General features: G+C 49.4%; 18 protein-coding genes and 2 pseudogenes. 13 read left to right on the top strand and 7 right to left on the bottom strand.

Translation table 11 applies throughout. The features are described from left to right. Window positions 1-5: 5 nt before the first annotated feature. Complete coding sequence (locus tag O3660_RS01385) at window positions 6-857, top strand: DUF5672 family protein (protein ID WP_049329715.1); 852 nt, start codon at window positions 6-8, stop codon at window positions 855-857. Between the two features lie 44 nt (window positions 858-901). On the opposite strand, the gene O3660_RS01380 is transcribed toward O3660_RS01385, so the two are convergent. Further along, a complete protein-coding gene (locus tag O3660_RS01380) occupies window positions 902-1738 on the bottom strand; it encodes a DUF4198 domain-containing protein (protein WP_049351394.1) in 837 nt (278 codons plus the stop codon). Between the two features lie 387 nt (window positions 1739-2125). Between O3660_RS01380 and O3660_RS01375 the strand changes: the two genes are divergently transcribed. Both O3660_RS01375 and dinB read left to right on the top strand, forming a co-directional pair. Next, window positions 2126-3175 carry a sulfate ABC transporter substrate-binding protein gene (locus O3660_RS01375; protein WP_210398841.1) on the top strand — a complete coding sequence of 350 codons (1050 nt, stop codon included), beginning with the start codon at window positions 2126-2128 and terminating at the stop codon, window positions 3173-3175. Between the two features lie 77 nt (window positions 3176-3252). Then, complete coding sequence (gene dinB / locus O3660_RS01370) at window positions 3253-4311, top strand: DNA polymerase IV (RefSeq protein WP_371464464.1); 1059 nt, start codon at window positions 3253-3255, stop codon at window positions 4309-4311. 137 nt (window positions 4312-4448) lie between these two features. Here the strand turns inward: dinB and recB are convergent, their stop codons facing one another. From recB to O3660_RS01345, 5 genes are all read right to left on the bottom strand, one after another. Continuing rightward, window positions 4449-8105: an exodeoxyribonuclease V subunit beta gene (gene recB, locus O3660_RS01365; RefSeq protein WP_049351392.1), complete on the bottom strand. Its 3657-nt coding sequence runs from the start codon at window positions 8103-8105 to the stop codon at window positions 4449-4451. Window positions 8106-8249: 144 nt separating this feature from the next. Next, entirely contained in the window at window positions 8250-8951 is a 702-nt protein-coding gene (locus O3660_RS01360; protein WP_049351391.1) for a hemagglutinin repeat-containing protein, read from the bottom strand. A 199-nt stretch (window positions 8952-9150) separates the two neighbouring features. Further along, complete coding sequence (locus O3660_RS01355; RefSeq protein ID WP_080974647.1) at window positions 9151-9351, bottom strand: hypothetical protein; 201 nt, start codon at window positions 9349-9351, stop codon at window positions 9151-9153. A 33-nt stretch (window positions 9352-9384) separates the two neighbouring features. Then, entirely contained in the window at window positions 9385-9861 is a 477-nt protein-coding gene (locus O3660_RS01350) for a hypothetical protein (RefSeq protein ID WP_049329709.1), read from the bottom strand. A gap of 2 nt (window positions 9862-9863) precedes the next feature. Continuing rightward, on the bottom strand, window positions 9864-10190 hold the full coding sequence (locus tag O3660_RS01345; protein ID WP_053090732.1) for a DUF4376 domain-containing protein: 327 nt from the start codon (window positions 10188-10190) through the stop codon (window positions 9864-9866). A gap of 14 nt (window positions 10191-10204) precedes the next feature. Between O3660_RS01345 and terL the strand changes: the two are divergent. The 8 genes and pseudogenes from terL to O3660_RS01305 form a co-directional block, all read left to right on the top strand. Then, a pseudogene (gene terL, locus O3660_RS01340) lies at window positions 10205-11556 on the top strand (phage terminase large subunit). Then, complete coding sequence (locus O3660_RS01335) at window positions 11553-12212, top strand: hypothetical protein (protein ID WP_053090731.1); 660 nt, start codon at window positions 11553-11555, stop codon at window positions 12210-12212. Before terL ends, O3660_RS01335 begins: the two are co-directional and overlap by 4 nt. Window positions 12213-12745: 533 nt before the next feature. Continuing rightward, complete coding sequence (locus tag O3660_RS01330) at window positions 12746-13462, top strand: helix-turn-helix transcriptional regulator (RefSeq protein ID WP_049351389.1); 717 nt, start codon at window positions 12746-12748, stop codon at window positions 13460-13462. Window positions 13463-13560: 98 nt separating this feature from the next. Beyond that, window positions 13561-13836, top strand: coding sequence for a HipA family kinase (locus tag O3660_RS01325; RefSeq protein WP_318250572.1), 276 nt, complete (start codon window positions 13561-13563; stop codon window positions 13834-13836). Between the two features lie 31 nt (window positions 13837-13867). Then, window positions 13868-14098, top strand: a complete 231-nt coding sequence (locus O3660_RS01320) for a HipA family kinase (protein WP_003685086.1) — start codon at window positions 13868-13870, stop codon at window positions 14096-14098. Window positions 14099-14110: 12 nt separating this feature from the next. Next, the gene (locus tag O3660_RS01315) at window positions 14111-14260 is read left to right on the top strand and encodes a hypothetical protein (RefSeq protein WP_003684959.1); all 150 of its coding nucleotides are present in this window, start codon (window positions 14111-14113) and stop codon (window positions 14258-14260) included. Further along, on the top strand, window positions 14257-15072 hold the full coding sequence (locus O3660_RS01310) for a DUF3037 domain-containing protein (RefSeq protein ID WP_371464462.1): 816 nt from the start codon (window positions 14257-14259) through the stop codon (window positions 15070-15072). The genes O3660_RS01315 and O3660_RS01310 overlap by 4 nt, the downstream gene beginning before the upstream one ends. 428 nt (window positions 15073-15500) lie before the next feature. After that, window positions 15501-15965: pseudogene (locus tag O3660_RS01305) on the top strand (hypothetical protein); the annotation flags it as partial. Between the two features lie 148 nt (window positions 15966-16113). Here O3660_RS01305 and O3660_RS01300 read toward each other — a convergent pair. Further along, entirely contained in the window at window positions 16114-17022 is a 909-nt protein-coding gene (locus O3660_RS01300; RefSeq protein ID WP_049351387.1) for a Dyp-type peroxidase, read from the bottom strand. Window positions 17023-17125: 103 nt separating this feature from the next. Between O3660_RS01300 and O3660_RS01295 the strand changes: the two genes are divergently transcribed. Next, window positions 17126-18214, top strand: coding sequence for a metallophosphoesterase (locus O3660_RS01295; protein WP_049351386.1), 1089 nt, complete (start codon window positions 17126-17128; stop codon window positions 18212-18214). Window positions 18215-18354: 140 nt separating this feature from the next. Continuing rightward, window positions 18355-18945, top strand: coding sequence for a LemA family protein (locus tag O3660_RS01290; RefSeq protein ID WP_049351385.1), 591 nt, complete (start codon window positions 18355-18357; stop codon window positions 18943-18945). The last annotated feature ends 1 nt before the right edge of the window (window position 18946 follow it).

Below are 18946 nucleotides of genomic sequence, written 5' to 3'. Positions count from 1 at the left end.
TATTAATGAGTTTTACTGACATTACCGTGGTTGGTATTACCGGCGCAGATTCTTATACCGGGGGCACGATGTATGCCATTATCCGTAGCTGTGCCGAATTGCCCGGCAGCCGTGGATTGCTGATCAGCCCGAGCTGTCCGCAAGGTTTGCCGGAAAATATCCGACATCAGCCTTGCCGGAAATTCGGTTATCTGGAATACAATCTGTTTGTTTTGTACCAACTGATGTATTACATCGATACTGATTATTGTTTGATTGTTCAAAATGACGGTTGGGTGTTGAACGGTCAAAACTGGCAGGATGCCTATCGGGAATATGACTATATCGGCGCACCTTTGCCGATTTTGTTGGAAACCGAAGCCGACGGGCAGTTTTTCCTGAAGGGGACCGACCAATATTTGGCCAAACAGCATCTGATTCAGACTTCCCCGAATTTGGACGAGCCGCAGAACGGCGGTTTCAGCCTGCGCAGCAAGCGGCTTTTAACCATGCCGCGGCAACTGGGCTTAAATGTAGAAATCCGGCCGCCTTTGCCGCCGAAAGACGGAAAAATTGCCGGTATGGAATGGCTGGTGCGGCTGCACCACGAGGATATGTTTTTGACGGCGCAACACCGTTATAGATTGCAGGACTTGGGTTTGAAATTTGCGCCTCCGAATATTGCTACGCAATTTTCTTTAGAAGTACCGTTTATCAATCAAATGAGGAATGTCCCTTTAGAGCGTGTCTTTGGGGCGCACTGGATGGGAAATGTGGTCTTGACCGGCTGCAATCGTGTCCGGTTTGCCCAATTGAATGAGGATAGATTGGAAACATACTCCCGTTTTTTTAGAAATTTGGGTTATGAATGGGAATAAATTAAGGCCGTCTGAAAGTTCAGACGGCCTTTTGTTAATGGCTGTTAGTGTTGATGATGGAGGGCATGGCGTGCAGCCGCGCGTTTGGTACCGACAGGTACGATCAGCGTTGCGTAAGCGTTGTCTTGTTGACATACGCTTTTATCGCTGTAATCGGTCTCGTTTACCACTTTGATTTTCCACAAACCATCAATCAACATAATCACATTGACCACGCCGTTTTTATCGGTTTTGCCGGAGAAGCCTTGAGGCTCGCGGTGGTCGTGGGTCGATTCCAAGTCCATTTCGGCCAAAGTGTCCGAGCTGGCGGTAACGGTGGCTTTAACCAAAGGCTCGCCTTTGTACAGGACTTTGACCGGCAAAATACCGCCCGCTTTGACTTCGTTCGGATTTTTCAGCGGAACCAGTTCCAGCTCTTGGCCGATAGGGCGGGTCAATACAGCTTCATCAACTGCGCCATTGCCCACTTGGACAAAGCTTTTGCCGAACATTTGCGCCTGTTCGCAATAGGTGGCGCCGGCCAGCTGTTTCAAGTTTTGCTGTTTCCAGCCGTCTTGGTTTTTCGACCAGAAAGTCGGTTTGTAGGTTGCGCTGACCCAGTAAGAACCTTCAGGCAAAGCGGCTTTGGAAACGTATTGATAGTTTTCGCCTTTATTTACCAAATCAACGGTTTTCTTTGAGCTGCCGGTCAATTGCAGTGGTTTGAAAATATGCACGCGGTCATCGGCGATTTTTTCGACATTGGGGAAGTCATGGCTGTAACCCAAATCCGCATGCAGGATTTGGCCGGCAGGTTGATGTGTCGGTGCGGCCACCCAAACATCGTGCGCCTGCGCCACTGCGCCTAATCCCAGCAATCCTAAAAGCATCCATTGTTTCATAGTTTCTACACTCCATTTTGTTGTTGAATGAAAGGCCTTGTATTTTGGCGAGTAGAAACATTACTCTTATTTGCATTTTTTGTAAATAAAAAGGATTAGATTTTTTAATTATAAATAATTATTTATATTGGATTTTCAGACGGCCTGACGTATTGGGTCATGCTGTTTGCAACGTATGTTTATCTTGTATAAATAGCTGCTTTAATCTTTATCTGATTGATGTATATATAATTTATCGTAATGCTTATCTGTGTGGGCATTTTTTCCCGACTTCCGCACGGATTGTATATAACCAAAACTGATAAACGCGAAAGCAAACATTATTTCCAGTTTGCATCCAATCCCGATAAAGTGCTCCCATATTTTCAACAGGAGTCGACCATGAATATCCGTACGCTTTCTTTTGCCGCTTTGACCGCCGCACTGGCTTTGAGCGCGTGCTCGCCAAAAGCCGAACAATCCGCCGACAATGCTTCTCAAGCTGCCGGAGGTAAGGGAGGAGAAGTCAAATTGCTGAACGTCTCCTACGATGTCGCCCGCGATTTTTATAAAGAATACAATCCTTTATTTGTCAAAGAGTTTGCCGCAAAAAACGGCGGACAGTTGGTTGAAGTCCAACAGTCGCACGGCGGCTCCAGCAAGCAGGCTCTGGCTGTCGCTAATGGTTTGGCTGCCGATGTGGTGACCATGAACCAGACTTCCGATATCGAGCTTTTGGTGAAAAAAGGTTTGGTCAAAGCCGATTGGAACACGCGCCTGCCGGACAATGCCGTGCCGTATACCAGCAACGTCGTTTTCTTGGTACGCAAAGGTAATCCGAAACACATCCAAGACTGGGGCGATTTGGCCAAAGACGGCGTGCAAATCGTTTTGGCCAACCCGAAAACCACCGGCAACGGCCGCTACGCCTTTTTGGGTGCGTACGGTTATGGTTTGAAAGTGAATAACGGCGATGAAGGCAAAACCAAAGATTTTGTGGCTGCATTGCTGAAAAACACACCTGTGTTTGAAAACGGCGGCCGCGCGGCGACGACGACCTTCAGTCAACGCAATATCGGCGATGTCTTGGTTACCTTTGAAAATGAGGCCAACTACGTCAGCAAAAAGCTGACCCAAGACCAGTTTGAAATTGTCTACCCAAGCTACACCATTCTTTCCGAAGCGCCGGTTGCCGTCGTGGACAGCGTAGTCGATAAAAAAGGAACACGCGCCGCTGCCGAAGCCTATCTGCAAAACCTCTGGAGCGAACAGGCCCAAGAGTTGGCCGCCAATCTTTATCTGCGTCCGCGCAATGCCGAAGTATTGGCGAAACACAAAGCCGATTTCCCTGAAATTGAGACATTTAATCCGAATGAGAAATTTGGATCGTGGGAAGAAATCATGAAAAAATTCTTTGCCGACGGCGGATTATTTGACCAGCTTTCCAGTAAAAAATAAGGCTTAAACATAGAGGCCGTCTGAAACTTCAGACGGCCTTTTGTTACAATAAGCCTTTTTCTTATCCACCTTTTCCCATGTCCCAACGCAAAATCATCCATATCGATATGGACGCATTCTACGCTTCGGTAGAACTGCGCGAGCAGCCGCACCTGAAAGGGCTGCCCGTCGTTGTGGCGTGGGACGGTACGCGGTCGGTCATTTGTGCCGCTTCTTATGAAGCACGCAAATTCGGTTTGCACTCGGCCATGTCGGTGGCGACGGCGAAAAGGCTGTGTCCTCAGGCGGTGTTTGTGCCGCCGCATTTTGATTTGTACCGCCAAGTTTCGGCGCAGATTCATGCCGTGTTTCGGCGTTATACCGATTTGATCGAACCTTTGTCTTTGGATGAAGCCTATTTGGATGTTACCCGAAATTTTGAAAATATCCCGTACGCCAGCGAGGTAGCCAAACGCATTCGTGCCGAGATTTTTGAAGAAACCGGTTTGACAGCCTCCGCAGGCATCGCGCCCAATAAGTTTTTGGCAAAAATCGCGTCCGACTGGCGCAAGCCGAACGGGCAGTTTGTGCTGCCGCCGCAAAAAATCATGGTGTTTTTGGAGAGCCTGCCGTTGGGTAAGATTCCCGGTGTCGGCAAAGTCACGCTGAAAAAGATGAATACCCTCGGTATGCAGACCGCCGGCGATTTACGCCGTTTTGAGCGCGGCGAACTTTTAAACCATTTCGGCCGTTACGGCTACCGCCTTTACGATTTGGCACGCGGTATCGACGAGCGGCCGGTCAAAGCCGAACGCGAACGCCTGCAAATCTCAACCGAAATCACCTTGCCCGAAGATTTGTCTTTGGCGCAGGCTTCGAGCCATTTACCGCACCTTGCCGAAGATCTCTGGCGGCAAATAGAACGCAAAAACGTCGAAGCCAAAGGCGTTACCCTCAAACTCAAAACCCACGATTTCCGCATTATTACGCGTTCGCTGACGTATTCTTCCGTCCTGCCCGACAACGCTTCACTGCTTCAGGCGGCGCATACTTTGTTGCAACGCATACCGCCGCAACGCGAAGACGCCTTCCGCCTGATCGGTATCGGTGTGAGTCATTTACTGCCGAAAAACCAGCAGCAGACGCTTTGGTTATAAAGAAATAGAAAAGCATTCTTTCCTTTTGAAGATAGGGCGCAGGACAATATTGTTCCATAACCATATCGGCAGCCGTTTAAACAGGCCGTCTGAAAACGTTTCAGACGGCCTTTTTGACGGTTTAACAAAATGATTTATCAAGAATTTGTTTTTCGTTCAACAAAAGTGGAAAGCAGGGCGGTATCGATGTCCCATTTCCAAATGCCTCGTTCCGAGCCGTCCATGCCGCGTAGGAAGAGGTAGCGGATGGCGATTTTGGTCAACGGCTTGCCGCGCAGGGCATAGTAGCGCGCAATGGCAACGGCGTAGATCAGGGCTTGCAGGTAGTAGTGATGATGCGCCACGGATTCGTTCATCGCTTGTTGCGTGTACGCGCTTGTATCGTTGCCCAAATGGTTGGATTTGTAGTCGATTAAAATGACATTGCCGTCTGAATCTTGGCAAACCATATCGATAAAGCCGTTCAAATAACCTTGTAAATCATGGAAATCAAGCAGTTGCGCGGCTTGGACGCATTCGGGCGACAGGTTTGCTTCGCTTGAGGCAAACCAATGGCGCAAGTCGTCCAGTTTGAAATCGTCCATGTACAGGGTGAACCCCATTTCGGGCAGGCGTCGGGTCGGCGGAATCTGCGACAGGCTCTCACCGATTAAAGGCGTCAGGCGGCAGGTGTCGAGCATGGCGCTTACCGTAGGCAGCCATTTGTCTTCAAAGCTGTGGCGTTGTAAAACTTCGGCAATCATTTCGGATTGGCTCTCGGCTGAGCCGGCGAAGTCGAGTTTTTCCAACATTTCATGCAAACATACGCCGGCATTGGTGCCGCGGGGGAAATGGTGGATATCAAGGCCGTCTGAAAGTGGGGACGGCAGGTTTTCAGACGGCATGGCACGGTCTGCGCTTTCTGCCGGGTCGATGGCAGGTTGCAAAGGCTCGTGTTGTTCGTCGGTTGACTTGGTGTGTCTGCTCAAACCGGTAAAGCTGGTGTGGCGGATAAAGTCAAAATCGCGGCGTTTGATGCTATGTGCGCCAAAAGCTTGGTCTTGCTGGCGGCTGTATTGGTAGACGGTTTCCGGCGGGGCTTCTTCCGTGAAGGCAAACTCCGTATTTTCAGGCGCATTTTTGATAAAGCGTTGCCAGTTGAGCTTGAGCATTTCCACAACATCTGTCGCGCTTTTATAGCTTTGGTTGACGCTTTCGCGGTCGGCATCCGGCAAACCTTCGAGCAGATAGGCAAAAGGATTGTTTGGCGTACAGTATTTGTTGGCGGCGGCGTAGATGTTGAGCTGTTCTTCGGCGCGGGTAAGGGCGACATAGAGCAGGCGTAAATCTTCCGCCGTCTTTTCGTCGGCCAGATGGCTTAGTTCTGCTTCCGAGGTTTGCGATTTCGCCAGCAGCTCGGTTTCGTGGTTGTCCGTATGCAGGATTTTCCAGTTTTCTTTGGAATTGTCTTTGGTATCCCACGCGAAGGGGCAGTAAACCAAAGGATATTGCAAACCTTTTGACGCGTGCATGGTAACGATTTTGACCAGTTTTTCGTCGCTTTCAAGACGGATGGTTTGCGCGTCTGACGGGAAATGGCCGCTGCGCGCACGGCTGATTTGTTCGTTTAACCATTTATGCAGGGCGGCAGGGTTGCGGCTTTGGCTGTCTTCTTCGGCCAAAAGCTCCAAAATTTGGTAGTAGTTGGTCAGGCTGCGTTCGTTGCCGCCTTTGAGCAGGCGTGTTTCGATATTATGTAGGGCGGCAAACTGCTGCACGGCGGCAAAAATGCCGCCTTTCCGCCATTTTTCCATGGCTTCGGCAGACGACTCCAGCCATTTGAGCAGCTGGTGTTCGTTGTGGTTGAGTTCGTAAATCTCTTTGGCGGTATAGCCGAACAAAACGCCGGTCAAGACAAAGCGCAGCCAGTCAGTCTGCCTTGGGTTGAGCCAAAAGCCGATCAACGCGGACAGCGAGTCGGCCTCGGCAGAATCGAAAACGGACTGGCGCGACAGCAACACGCTTTGGATACGGCGCTGTTTCAGTTTACCGGCAATCATCGCTGCTTCGTTGTTGGTGCGCACCAAGACTGCAATATCGCCGGACTCCAACGCGCGGCCTTTGAAGTTCAGACGGCCTTCGGCCGCTTCATTGAGCGCAAAGGCAATTTCATCGGCGCAATATTCGGCGGCTCGGCTGCGCAAAATCTCTTTGCCGGTTTGATCGTCCGTATTGAGCCAGCGCACTTGGATGGCGGGGCGGTGTGGCAACAGCCGGCTTTCGGCGCGGCTGGCGGAGACATCGCTGTAATCGATGTTTTCCAACACGAAGGGGTGTTTTTTTTGTTTGAACAAGGCGCTGATGCCGTTAATCAGCTTGGCATGGCTGCGGTAGTTGACGGCGAGGGTGTAATGCCTGTCCGCATCTTGCGCGGCTTGCAGATAGGCGTAAATGTCCGCACCGCGAAAGCTGTAGATCGCCTGTTTGGGGTCGCCAACGAGAAACAGCGGGCAGCCTTGTTCGATAAAAATTTGGCGGAAAATTTCGTACTGCAATGGGTCGGTATCTTGGAATTCGTCAATCAGCGCGATTTCCCAGTTTGCCGCCGCCGCTTTTGCCAATGCGTTGCCGTGTTCATTGGTGGTCAATGCCTGATGGACGTCCAGCAGCAAATCGTCAAACACGCGCTCGCGGCGTGATTTTTTTTGTTCGGCAATAGATTGGTTGATGTAGGAAAGGAGGTCGAGTTGCAGGCAGATAAAGACCGCTTCTTCCGCGCTTTCCATTGCCTGCAAATCACGACCGAGATTGGCCAAGGCTTGCAGCTGGATAATTTCTGGCGCATCGGCATCGGCTTTATATTCTTTTTTCAGTTTGCTGTTGAGCGTGTCGATACTGAAGAGGCTTAATTTCCCTAGCGTTTGTTTGCTCAGGCGGGGCAGATGACTGGATTCGGCGTTTGTTTTTAAATCGATAAAAACATTTTCAAAGGTATTTCTTTTGTAGGTCTGGCCATTAAGTTTGGGCAAGATTGTCCAAAACGCTTTTTCCAAGTCTTCCAACTGACCGCAAACTTTTTGCCATGTTTCTTGAAGGTTGGCTTGGGCTTCTTTCAAACTGCCTTCAGGCCGTCTGAATTTCAGATAGGGGCGGCCGGTGTAGCTTTTGATTTCGGCAAGCATTTCTTCAGGCGTGCATTTCCGGTCAAAAACCAATTGTGCCAATGTGGTATCGGTTGCCACTTTCTGCCGCCAAAAGTCCTGCGCAGGAATCAGCAGCCTCTCGCGCGAGTCGTCCGATAGCTCGACATCCAAAGGCGCGCCGCACAAAAACGCATAATCGCGCAAAACGCGCTGACAGAAGCCGTGGATGGTGTAAATCGATGCGTTGTCAAACTGGCTCAGCGTGGCTTTGAGGCGGAGAATCAGGCGATGGCAGCTTTCCTGTCCGTCTTGCTCACCTAAAGCCAAAGGAATCAAGCGATTGAGAAAGTCATCGGGGGATTTTTTCTCTTTTTCGTAATATTTGTTCAGGCCGTCTGAAATATGTTCCGGCTTGCCGCCCAAAGTTTGGATTTCGTTCAAAACCTGCAACACTTCGTCCAAACGCGCGCGCAAACGGGTTTTCAGTTCTGCCGTCGCCGCTTTGGTAAAGGTAACGACCAGAATTTTCTCGATGTCTTTTTTTTCTAAAACAATCAGTCGGGTAAAGAGCGCGGCAATGCCGTAGGTTTTACCCGTACCGGCAGAAGCTTCAATAAGGTTGGTGCCGTCGATGGAAAGTGTAAGCGCATCAAAAGGAAGGGCGGAAGACATGGTTGGAACGGAATAATATTAGCGAGGCATTATCATAACAGAGATAGTGTGTGGTTTTGCATTGATGATAAAAATGCCGTCTGAAAACTTTCTATTTTCAGACGGCATGTCTTAATGACTATTAAATGACTTCAATAGCGCATCTTAGTAGCGCAAACGGCGTTTGGCGTATCTTGGTTGGCGAGGACGATAGGTATAACGGTTCGCCGCAGGAGCTTTACTGTAGTCATAGTAGTGCGCAACATTATTACCGTTGATGGTCGTATTGTTGACGCTCAAACCGGTTGGAGAGCCGGTAGTAATAACAACATTGTCGCTTTGGATGGTGTTTGCCGTATTGGTTACGTTGGCTTCATTTTTACCTTTGGCGTTGATGCCGCCGTCAGGTTTGCCTGAAGCGTAGCTGCCGTTGACATTGACGGTCAGGTTTTTTTCGTTAACGCTGCTGATTGCGCCGGAAGTATTGACTTTGTTGCCTTCTACTTCAACGGAGTTGTTGGATACCAGGTTGGTACCGTGCAGGTTGACGTCACCGTTGTTGGCATTGATTTTAATGTCATTGCCAGCCGCTACATTCGCGCCTGTGGCGGTAGAAGAAGCGTTATCGGTTTTGTTGACGCCGACAGAGCCATTGACGTGAGGAACGGCAACACCGGTTTCAACATTGATTGTCGTACCAGCGCCGATACCGACATTAACGGCTGTACCTTGGTTGGAGGCAGTATTGGCTGACTCGGTGAAGGTTACGCCGTTGCCTGCGGTAATGTTGACGTTGTTGTTGGCAGTAATGTTGGATGCGATTTCAGCAGAGTCTTTGGCGTTGATGACAACATTGGTCGCATTCATATCGCCTTTGACGGCGGTAGATTCTTTTTTGTTTTCATCAGCGTAGTTGACGTTCAGGTTGGCATTTACATCAACGTTTGAACCGTCTTTGGTGTATCGATGAATTTGATACCGGCTTTGGCAGTCACGCTGCCGTTTTCTTTATTGGTTTCGGTGCCAGAGTAGCCTTTAATGGAATACTCGTTGACCTGTTTGTTTTCTACTGCTTTGCCGCTTGTCGACAGAACTTATAAATCAGGTGGTCGTCGTAGCTCGAATTGCGGTTGATGGTGCTGCTCACAGTAAAGGTTTGGCTGTCTGCAAAACACTCCCAGCCGGGCAGGTGCAGTTCGGCTACGAGGTCGAGATAGGCGGGCAGTTCGCTGCGGGTGTTCCCGCACCTGCCGCGTTGCCGTCTCATCTTTCTTATTCCCCGCCTGCGTGGCGAGATTTTTCATGCCTGCCTTTTTAGGACGGACACGATGGTGGCAAGATCATTGGGCGACCAGCGCCAGCAGTCGGGCAGCCCCAATGCGGCGGCGTACCACTCGGAGCAAAACCACTTGTCGCCGCGTTGGCGGGTTTTGAATACCACGCCGACGGCACCGAACCAGTCGTAGGGCTGGCTGACGGTATTGCGGTATAGACGGTCGAGTTGGCCGTGCTCATTGATGCTGTCGGGCAACGGGATTAGATCCCACTTATCAGCGGGCAGCAGCATCGTTTTGGCGCGCACGCCGCCGTCGCGCACGGAAGATGAAATACAGTCGTACCCGCCGCCTTCGACTGGGCCGTAGGCAATCTCGGCGTGGCTGTATTGGCCACGAGTGAGAATGCGGGTCAGCCAGTCGGTGGCTCGAGCACACCATACGCGCCAGCCGGAGCCGCCCCGATGGCCTTTATAGAGAGCTAGGTAGTATCGTGGTTTCATGATTACGCCTCCTCCAGCTCGGCGGCGGGCTGCTCGTAGTTAGCTGTCCAGCCGTCCGAATAATCGTATTCCAGCGGATTTTCGGCCTTTAACATGGCGGCTTTATGGCGTTCGGCGTTGGCAAAGTTGGCCTGCTCATCCAATACCATCTGCGTAGTCATCTCATCCAGTAGCTCGCGGGTCATGAGGACGAAATCGTTTTCCATCGTTTTCCAGCGTAACCCCACCGGCAACTCTTTCATGGTGCGCAGTAGGATGTATTGGGTGCAGCTCTCATCGTTGGTGTGAAACCACTTACCCACGCTTTTGACAAATACCCCAGGAATCATACGGCAGCTTGTATATGTTTACACGCTGGATGTTTTATCAAAGACGTGGCTATATTTGGCAGCGAGCGAATCATCACGCCCTAATCTGTAACGCCCTAGAACGTGTTTTCAACGGCGAAACAAAACGCCTGATTATTAATATTCCGCCGCGATACTCGAAAACGGAAATCGCGGTCGTGAACTTCATCGCGTGGGCGATGGGGTGCGTGCCGGATTGTGAATTTATTCATGCGAGCTATTCGGCTACGTTGGCGGTCAATAACTCCGTACAGATTCGGAATTTAGTGCAACACGAAGAGTATCGGGCAATTTTCCCTGATTTAGCACTTGCAAGCGAGAGTAGTCATCACTGGAAAACAACTGCCGGCGGCGTGATGTACGCAACAGGTACGGGAGCACGATTACCGGCTTTGGCGCGGGCAAACACCGCGAGGGGTTCGGCGGCGCAATCATACTGGACGATTTGCACAAGGCCGACGAAGCACGAAGCGAGGTCAGACGGCAGAATGTTATCGACTGGTTTCAAAATACGCTGGAATCACGGAAGAACAGCCCCGATACACCGATTGTCGTGATTATGCAAAGGTTGCATGAAAACGATATTGCAGGATGGCTGCTTGACGGCGGCAACGGCGAAGAATGGGAACATTTGTGCTTACCAGCGATTCAAGATGACGGCACGGCGTTATGGCCTGAAAAGCGCGATATTGAAACACTGCGCCGAATGGAACAAGCCGCGCCGTATGTGTTTGCCGGGCAGTATTTGCAAAAATCTGCACCGCCTGATGGCGGTACGTTCAAGCCTGATAATCTGCAATTTGTTAAGGTATTGCCTGCCGGTAATATCAGATGGGTGCGCGGATGGGACTTAGCCTCAACCGCAAACGATGGCGACTATACAGCAGGCGGCAGGCTTGGTGTTACAGAAGATGGGCGGTACATTATTGCCAATATTGTGCGCGGCCAATATGGGGCGGATGAGCGAGACAGAATTTTGAAAAACACGGTGCAAAAAGACGGTGTGAAAACAAAAATATCTATCCCGCAAGACCCTGGGCAGGCCGGCAAGTCGCAAACCCTATATTTAACCCGTCAATTGGCGGGTTTTTCTGTATCTGCCAGTCCTGAATCGGGCGACAAGGTAACACGAGCCGAACCATTCGCGGCACAGGTCAACATCGGTAACGTGATGTTATTAGATGACGGCACATGGGACACAGACGCGCTGATTTCAGAAATGCGGATGTTCCCAAACGGTCAGCATGACGACCAAATCGACTGTTTGAGCCGTGCATTTAGTGAGCTATTGGACACCCGAACGGGCATGATTGATTACCTGCGTTCGCAGGTTGAGGCAAACAAATGAGTAAAAAGACACCATTATCGCAAGGCTTTGTTGCCCGCGTTGCCGCTGGTGTCCGTTACGCCTTTACCGGCAACGCGGACGGGTGGTTTGATACGGGCGAGCCTTTAGCCCCTGTCGCACAGCAGGCAGAGGGGCGGCGGTTCGACTATGAGCCGTTCTACAACGTCGGGCATTCTAAGCCGCGTGAACGCGAGGCAATAGGCTTTGCACAATTACGCGCCCTTGCCGATAACTACGATGTGCTGCGTTTGGTTATTGAGACGCGCAAAGACCAAATGGAGTGCCTAAAATGGACAATCCAAAAGCGCGATGTCGAATCAACGGCAAACAACGAATCGCAGCGCAAAGACAGAAAGATTGACGAAGCTATTGCGTTCTTTCAGTCGCCTGACAAAGAGCATACATGGACGGACTGGCTGCGCATCTTGCTGGAAGATTTGTTTGTCATTGACGCGCCATGTATCTATCCGCGTAAAACACTGGGCGGCGACTTATTCGCCCTTGAAGTGATAGACGGCGCAACAATTAAGCGCGTATTGGACAATACAGGCCGCTTGCCAGCACCGCCTGATACAGCGTATCAGCAAATCTTGCACGGCATGGCGGCGGTTTCACAATTTCAGCCCACTTATTCAACGCTTCCTGCGTTTTTTTGACATCTTCTGCTTGCATATAAGCCAAGACTTTCAACCGTGCTTCATACACCTTTGCGCAATTAATTATCTTCTTGCACTGTGTCTGTTTTTGGTCTATCATATTCACTCCTTTTGTTGCAGGCCTCGTGCCTCAACCCTGCCCCACGTTCCTGCGTGGGGCTTTCCTTTTCAACTCCGGCCAAATCTCGTACCCGCCATTCCCGACGGGCTTTTTTATTTGGGTTGATCGTCTGATTTCTTTGAGTTCAAAAACAAGTCGGGATATTTCAGCTTTATCCGTGCAGGTATTCCGCGCTTCGTCCAATTGAAAACGCATTGAGGGCTATTCCCCGTTATTCGACCAATCTCCGCGTAACTGCCGATTGATTGCAACAGGCGTTTGTCTTCGCTGACTCTTTTATCCATAAATAAACCAAATATTTAAATCTAATGCCAATATTAAACACTATGTTTAGATAAAAATTAAGTCTTGTTTGACAACATTTTGTTTAAATATGGGAGAATAATTAAACCAACTGCGAATAGGATTAAAAATGACAATGCACGAAACAACTGACAGACTTTTTGAGATAGCCAAAGAGCAGGGAGTTTTAAAGCCGGCTGATATAGCAGGGCGTCTAAATATCAGCCAGCAGGCGTTGAAAAACTGGGAAAGTCGAGGTATAGCGGCAAAGGCGTTGCCTGAAGTAGCAAGAGTATTCGGCGTATCGGAAACATGGCTGCGAACAGGAGAAGGCAGCCGAACCGTGCCCGTCCTCATTGACCCAGGCCTACCCCATGAAGTCAAAGACATTCACAGCCCGATGATGTGGAGCAGCAACGACCTGCTGCCGGAGGATGACTACACGTTTGTTCCATATCTAAAGGAAAGTTGTTTTAAAGGGGGAACCGGCGCGTATGAGATTCCAGATTACAACGGCTACCGCCTGCCGTTCGGCAAATCCACGCTCAAACGCAAAGGCATCAATCCCGACAACGTCTTCTGCTGCACCCTAACCGGCGACAGCATGGAGGAGAAAATCGCAGAAGACGCGGCAATCGCGGTAGATACAGGCGAAACCGCTATACGCGACGGCAAAATATATGCTTTCGCACAAGATGGGATGTTCCGCGTCAAATACCTGATACGGCAGCCCGGCGGCAATGTGCTGATTCGCAGCCACAACAGCGGGTTCTATCCAGACGAAACCGCCCCTTTGGACAGCCTGACCGTTATCGGCCGCGTCTTCTGGTGGAGCGTGTTGGATTGACAAATTCCGCCCTGGGAAAATCTCAAAAAGTCGGATTTACAGATTTACACAAAGTGTAATTTTCATAGGGAAAAGAAATGTTGCAGATACAGACAATAATGGACCGTGCAGAGCAAGGCATTACCTCGCCATTCATCTGTATGGCGGAGAATAGTCTGGAATATTTCGTCAAAGGGCTGCATGCCACCCGTGCGAGCCAAATAAACGAATGGATAGGTGGAAACATAGCGCAGGCTTTAAGTTTGCCCGTTGTCCCGTTTGATCTGTTGGAAGTCGGAGAAGAGCTGTACGAAGAATTACCCGCAAGGATGAAGGAAATCGGCAAAGGCATCTGTTTCGGCTCGCAGACGCAAAAAAGGCTACGCATTGCTTGAGCCGGCGGACATCCCCCGAATCGATATAGTTATGCAGCGTCAAATCGCCACCTTCGATTGGTTTATCCGCAATGAAGACAGAACAATCGGCAACCCTAACCTTTTGTATAGAAATTGCGACAATCCCCTGATCGTCATCGACCATAACTGCGCCTTCGACACCGGCTTCAATCCAAAAAACTTCCTGCAAAATCATATTTTCTCATCGGCATTTAAACAGGTTTTGGAAGACTGGGTGCTTCAGGAAGAGATGGAATTATAGCTGAAAAGCGCATTGCCAGCCTACAGAAAAGCGTGTGATAATCTGCCGCTGGAGTGGGCATGGGCAAACGAAGAGCGCGACCTGCCCGCCGCCTATAACCGCAGCTATACCGACGAAACCGTCCGCCGCATTGATAACGGAACACTTTGGAGCATCTCATGAACCAATATGCCATGCGTTTTGCCGTCATACGGTTTATGCCCTATGTCCAAACGCGCAAATTTGCCAACATCGGCATCATCATAACCCACCCTCAAAGCGGCTACTTCGACTTTAAAATCGAACAGCGCTACAGCAGATTGAGCCGTTTTTTCCGCCACTTCGAGCCGTTCGTCTATAAAGCGGCAACCCATACCTTTGCAGAAGAATTACAGCGGATTAGAAAACTGGCGGCACACTCCGCGCCCGATCAGATACGCGCCATGCTCGACCATCTGACCCGCCCGCGCGAAGCCCTGATTATGGCCACCCAACCGGGCGTAACCCTCGCCTCCGACAGGGAGCAGGAACTGAACCGCCTGTTTGATTATTTTGTCGCCCACAGCTTTGCCAAAAGCCAACCCGAAGCAGAACTTACCCGCCAAATACAGGCAATGTTAAAGCCGCTTCAGACGGTATACCCCTTCAAAGAAAGCACAATCGGCGACCCGTCAGGCTTTCACGCCTCCATCCCCTTAGTGCAAAAGGCGGAAAACGGCGAAATACGGAAAATCATTAAGCCGATATATTTCGGACAAAAAGACCCTGCCGACATCTATCACAAGTCGGATAAGTGGATTGCCAGCATAAAATGGTTGCGGCGCAGCGGATACATCGACCGCTCTGAAATATTGTTTGCCTACGAGCCCCCGGAGTATCCAGACAAGGCACAACAAAAGGCATTGCTTGACGTGCTGGGCGATCTGAAGGAGCAACGTATACAGCTTGCTCGCAACAAGGACGACGCAATCATCAGAAACTTTGCCTCCGCCTGATTGCCCCGTTTTTAACTTGGTGGAATTTCGCCAAATTAAAACTGAAGCCGGCGCGTGTCAGATTAGCCTAACTTTGTAAAATTACCGATTTACACAAAGTGTAAATTTCAGGCCGTCTGAAATTCAGGCGGCCTTTTTCACGCCCGCTGAACCTGAAACGACACAAAACCGACACAACCGCCCGAAATGCGGTTTTTTTGTGCCTTCGAAATTTCAAAAATAAATTCTTTTAATAATCAAAATGTTTATAAATTTTAAACAAAAATCTTAAACAGAGTGTTGCATATTATTAAACACTATGTTTAAATACACCCATCGAAGCAAAACACAGTTTCAACGGTTCTTTAAAAATTTGAAAGCGTAGTAACCGCCCTTCAGGTATTGCGTGAGCGGTAAATCAATTCGTCCGCCGTGTAGTCAAGGGGTTGATGATGAAACCGTCTGAAATGTTGAGAGTGGCAGGTAAACCAATCGCGTATTACCCGGAATTGGCAAAGCCTTTAGGCGGCGTGAACGCGTCAATCTTATTCAGTCATTTCTTCTACTGGCACGATAAGACACGGCATGAATTAGGCATTTACCGGACAGCGGAAGAAATTGAAATTGAAACTGGGCTATCCGTTCAAGAGCAAAGAACGGCACGGAATAAACTGAAAGAACGCGGTGTCTTGACCGAGACTGAAAAACGAATTGAACACCGCATTTACTACAAGCTGAATTTAGACGCTTTTGATGATTTGATGTTGCAACATTCGGGGAGTGAGGAATCAACAGCCCCGAAATGCAATATCAACAGCCCCGAACTTCAAAATCAACATTCGGGGAGTAAGGAATCAACAGCCGTTATAAGAACAGAAGATTTAACAGAAGATTTAACAGTATATACCCCCTTATCGGTTTTTATCGTTGTCTGTAATCAGGGTTTATTAAGAAATGATAGGATAAATTTCTATGATGATACCATAAAAAATATTAAGGGAATTTAAATAACAAAACCTGCCTTTGAAAAGGCAGGTTTTTTTTCAGACGGCCTGTGAGCCGTTAAAGATTTTGCAAACGCTCGACAGAAGGTGCGTAGTAGTAAGCACCTGATACGGCTTTAGACAAATATTTCAGCAGTAAGTCGGTTTTGCCGTCTGCATCGCCGAACATATTGAGTAGCTGAACTTCAATATTGTGCAGCGTGTTGCAATAGGAAGTGAACATCAAACCATGTTCGCCGCTGAGTTTGCCGAAGGGCAGGCTGCGGCGGACAATTTTCAGGCCAATGCCGTTTTCTTTGACATTGACGCGGCCGAGATGGGAGTCGGGCAGGCGCACGTCTTTGCTGAATTCGTCATTGGCTTCTTTGCTGCGGCCCACGCAGGCTTCTTGTTCGACAGTAGAAACGGCATCCCATTTTTTCAAATCGTGCAGGTATTTTTGCAGCAAAACATAGCTTCCGCCGGCATCCGGCTTGCCTTCGGGAATGATGGCAACATTGCGTACATTGTCATCGCCCTGCGGATTTTCCGTACCATCGACAAAACCGTCCAAGCCGCGGTCTTCATACAGGCGCAGGCCGTGTTCTTCAGTGGCTACGCGAATGCTGTCGCCGAATGCGCCTAAAACAGATTGGGCCAAGGCATAGGCGGCTTTTTGCTCGGTGGCTTGAATGTGGATATAGAGGTCGTGTTGGGTGGAAGGGGCAAGGCCGTTTCCCAATTCAGGGAAAGGTTTGATTTCGCTGCCTTCGTCAGTATGGCCGAACGATTGCCATGCGCGGCTGCCGAAGGCAATGGTCAAACCCAAAATATCATTCGGAAAACGGGTTTTTAATTTGGCCAGTGCCTCCAAAGAAAGACGGCAGGCAGATTTGATGTCTTCGTTGCGGCCGTCTGAAATGTCTGCTTCGATAAAAATACCGGCTTGTGCGTGATCAGGAATAATGGCTGATTGGGGATGGCTCATGATGATTCCTTTCAAAATATTATGGGTTTTTACGCGTGGGATTATACACTGAAAGTTTCAGACGGCCTAAAATCTTCCTTTTGATTTTTTAGGGCAAAAAGGCATGTTTGGCAAGATGTTTTTTGTGAGCGTCATTCTGTTGCAAGTGTTTACATTCGGGCTTGGTCGTTCGTTGCAATGGCTGTTTGCGCCTTGGATTGGTAAAGTCGGCAGACGTTGGCTGATGGGTATTTCCTATTTCATTACAAACGGCTTGTTGGTCGGCTTGCTGCTGGAGTTGGGACATATGATGTTCCGCATGGTGGCGTTTTGGATGGTGATCTTGCTGTTTGTGATGTATGCCGCGTTGGCGACATTTATCCTGTATCTTTTGCTGCGCCGTTTTGTGGCGCGCCAACCGCTGTCACGAAGCCTGCGGCTGTTTGCGCCTTTGTTTGTGGCCGGTTTGCTCGGTTTTGGGATGTATAACGCCTATACGCCCGTTGTCCGCCATCAAACCGTATTCATCAATAAGAAAATGGATAAGCCGCTGCGTATCGGCGTGGCCAGCGATTTACACTTGGGGATTTTGTTTGGCGCGCGTCAATTGGACAAGCTGACGGACATTATGAAGCGGGAACAAGTCGATATGGTGTTGCTGCCGGGCGATTTGATGGACGATACCGTCGATGCTTACCTTAAAGAAAACATGAAACCGCATTTGCAGAAGCTGACTGCACCGATGGGCGTTTATGCCACTTTAGGCAATCATGACTGGTTCCGCGATCAGAAGCGTATCAAGCATGAATTGGAAGCGGCAGGTTTGACGGTTTTGGCCAATCAGGTTTTGGAAGTGAATGGCGTGTTGCTGGTAGGGCGGAGCGATGATTTGGATCGCAAGCGTCCCAGTGCGGAACAGCTTTTGGAAGGTCAAAATACCCAATTACCGGTTTTATTGATGGACCACCGTCCTACTTCAATCGAAGCCCATGCCCGGCTGCCGATTGATGTGCAAGTTTCCGGCCATGTTCACAACGGCCAAGTTGCACCTGCCAACCTTATTGTCCGTACGCTTTATCGTCTTGCTTACGGTTATGAGGCGATCGGCAACGGCCATTTCTTCACCACTTCGGGCTACGGCTTCTGGGGCATTCCCCTTCGTTTGGGTTCGCAATCAGAAGTGTGGGTTATCGACATCAAGTCAAAGCATTGAAATAGAAATATAAACTTCAGGCCGTCTGAATTTCAGACGGCCTTTTTTATAAAAACTGGGAAAAAATATTGGAATTGGATTATAATCAATGTAAAAAATCAGCCATCGATATGAGTGGCATCATAACTAGGGAACTCACTATGGGCATTATTAGTCTTACACTTATCTTCGTATCAATCGCCACCGTCTTATTGTATTTCAAACAACAGTTGAAAGACCGCAAAAAAGACTGTCGCGAATCCTTTGTTTCTTTGCGCATTGCGCTCGACTGCCGACATCAGGCCGTCCGTCATGTATTGGATGCATACAGCAAACATCTGCAAGAGCAGGGCATTGCATCGGATCCAAACGTTCAGCAGATGTGTGCTGAAGTCGAAACCGCATTGGCGCAAACTGCCAAAACCTTTTCCGAATCTAAAATCAAACATCTGTGCGAAGCCGAAACAGCATTGAATTATGCGCTGAAAAAATTGCAAATTGCCGTCAACGGCCTTTTGAAACAGTATCCTGATGAGAAATTGGCCGGTTTGATGGAAATGCTGGATGCTGCAGAAGCGGAAGTCACATCGGCACGCCGCACTTACAACCGCAGAGCCGGAAGCTACAACCATCATTTGAACAAATTGCCCAACCGCCTTGTTGCCAAGCCATTAGGCTTTGATAAGCAGGCAAGATTGGTTCGTTTTACGGAAAACCAAACGCAACGAATGAGCAGCAACGTTTTGGCTTGAT

Source organism: Neisseria sp. 27098_8_139 (assembly GCF_041433195.1).
GTDB classification, from domain to species: domain Bacteria; phylum Pseudomonadota; class Gammaproteobacteria; order Burkholderiales; family Neisseriaceae; genus Neisseria; species Neisseria subflava.
Note: the sequence above shows the minus strand (reverse complement) of the source record. Positions and strands in the feature narration are given on the sequence as shown.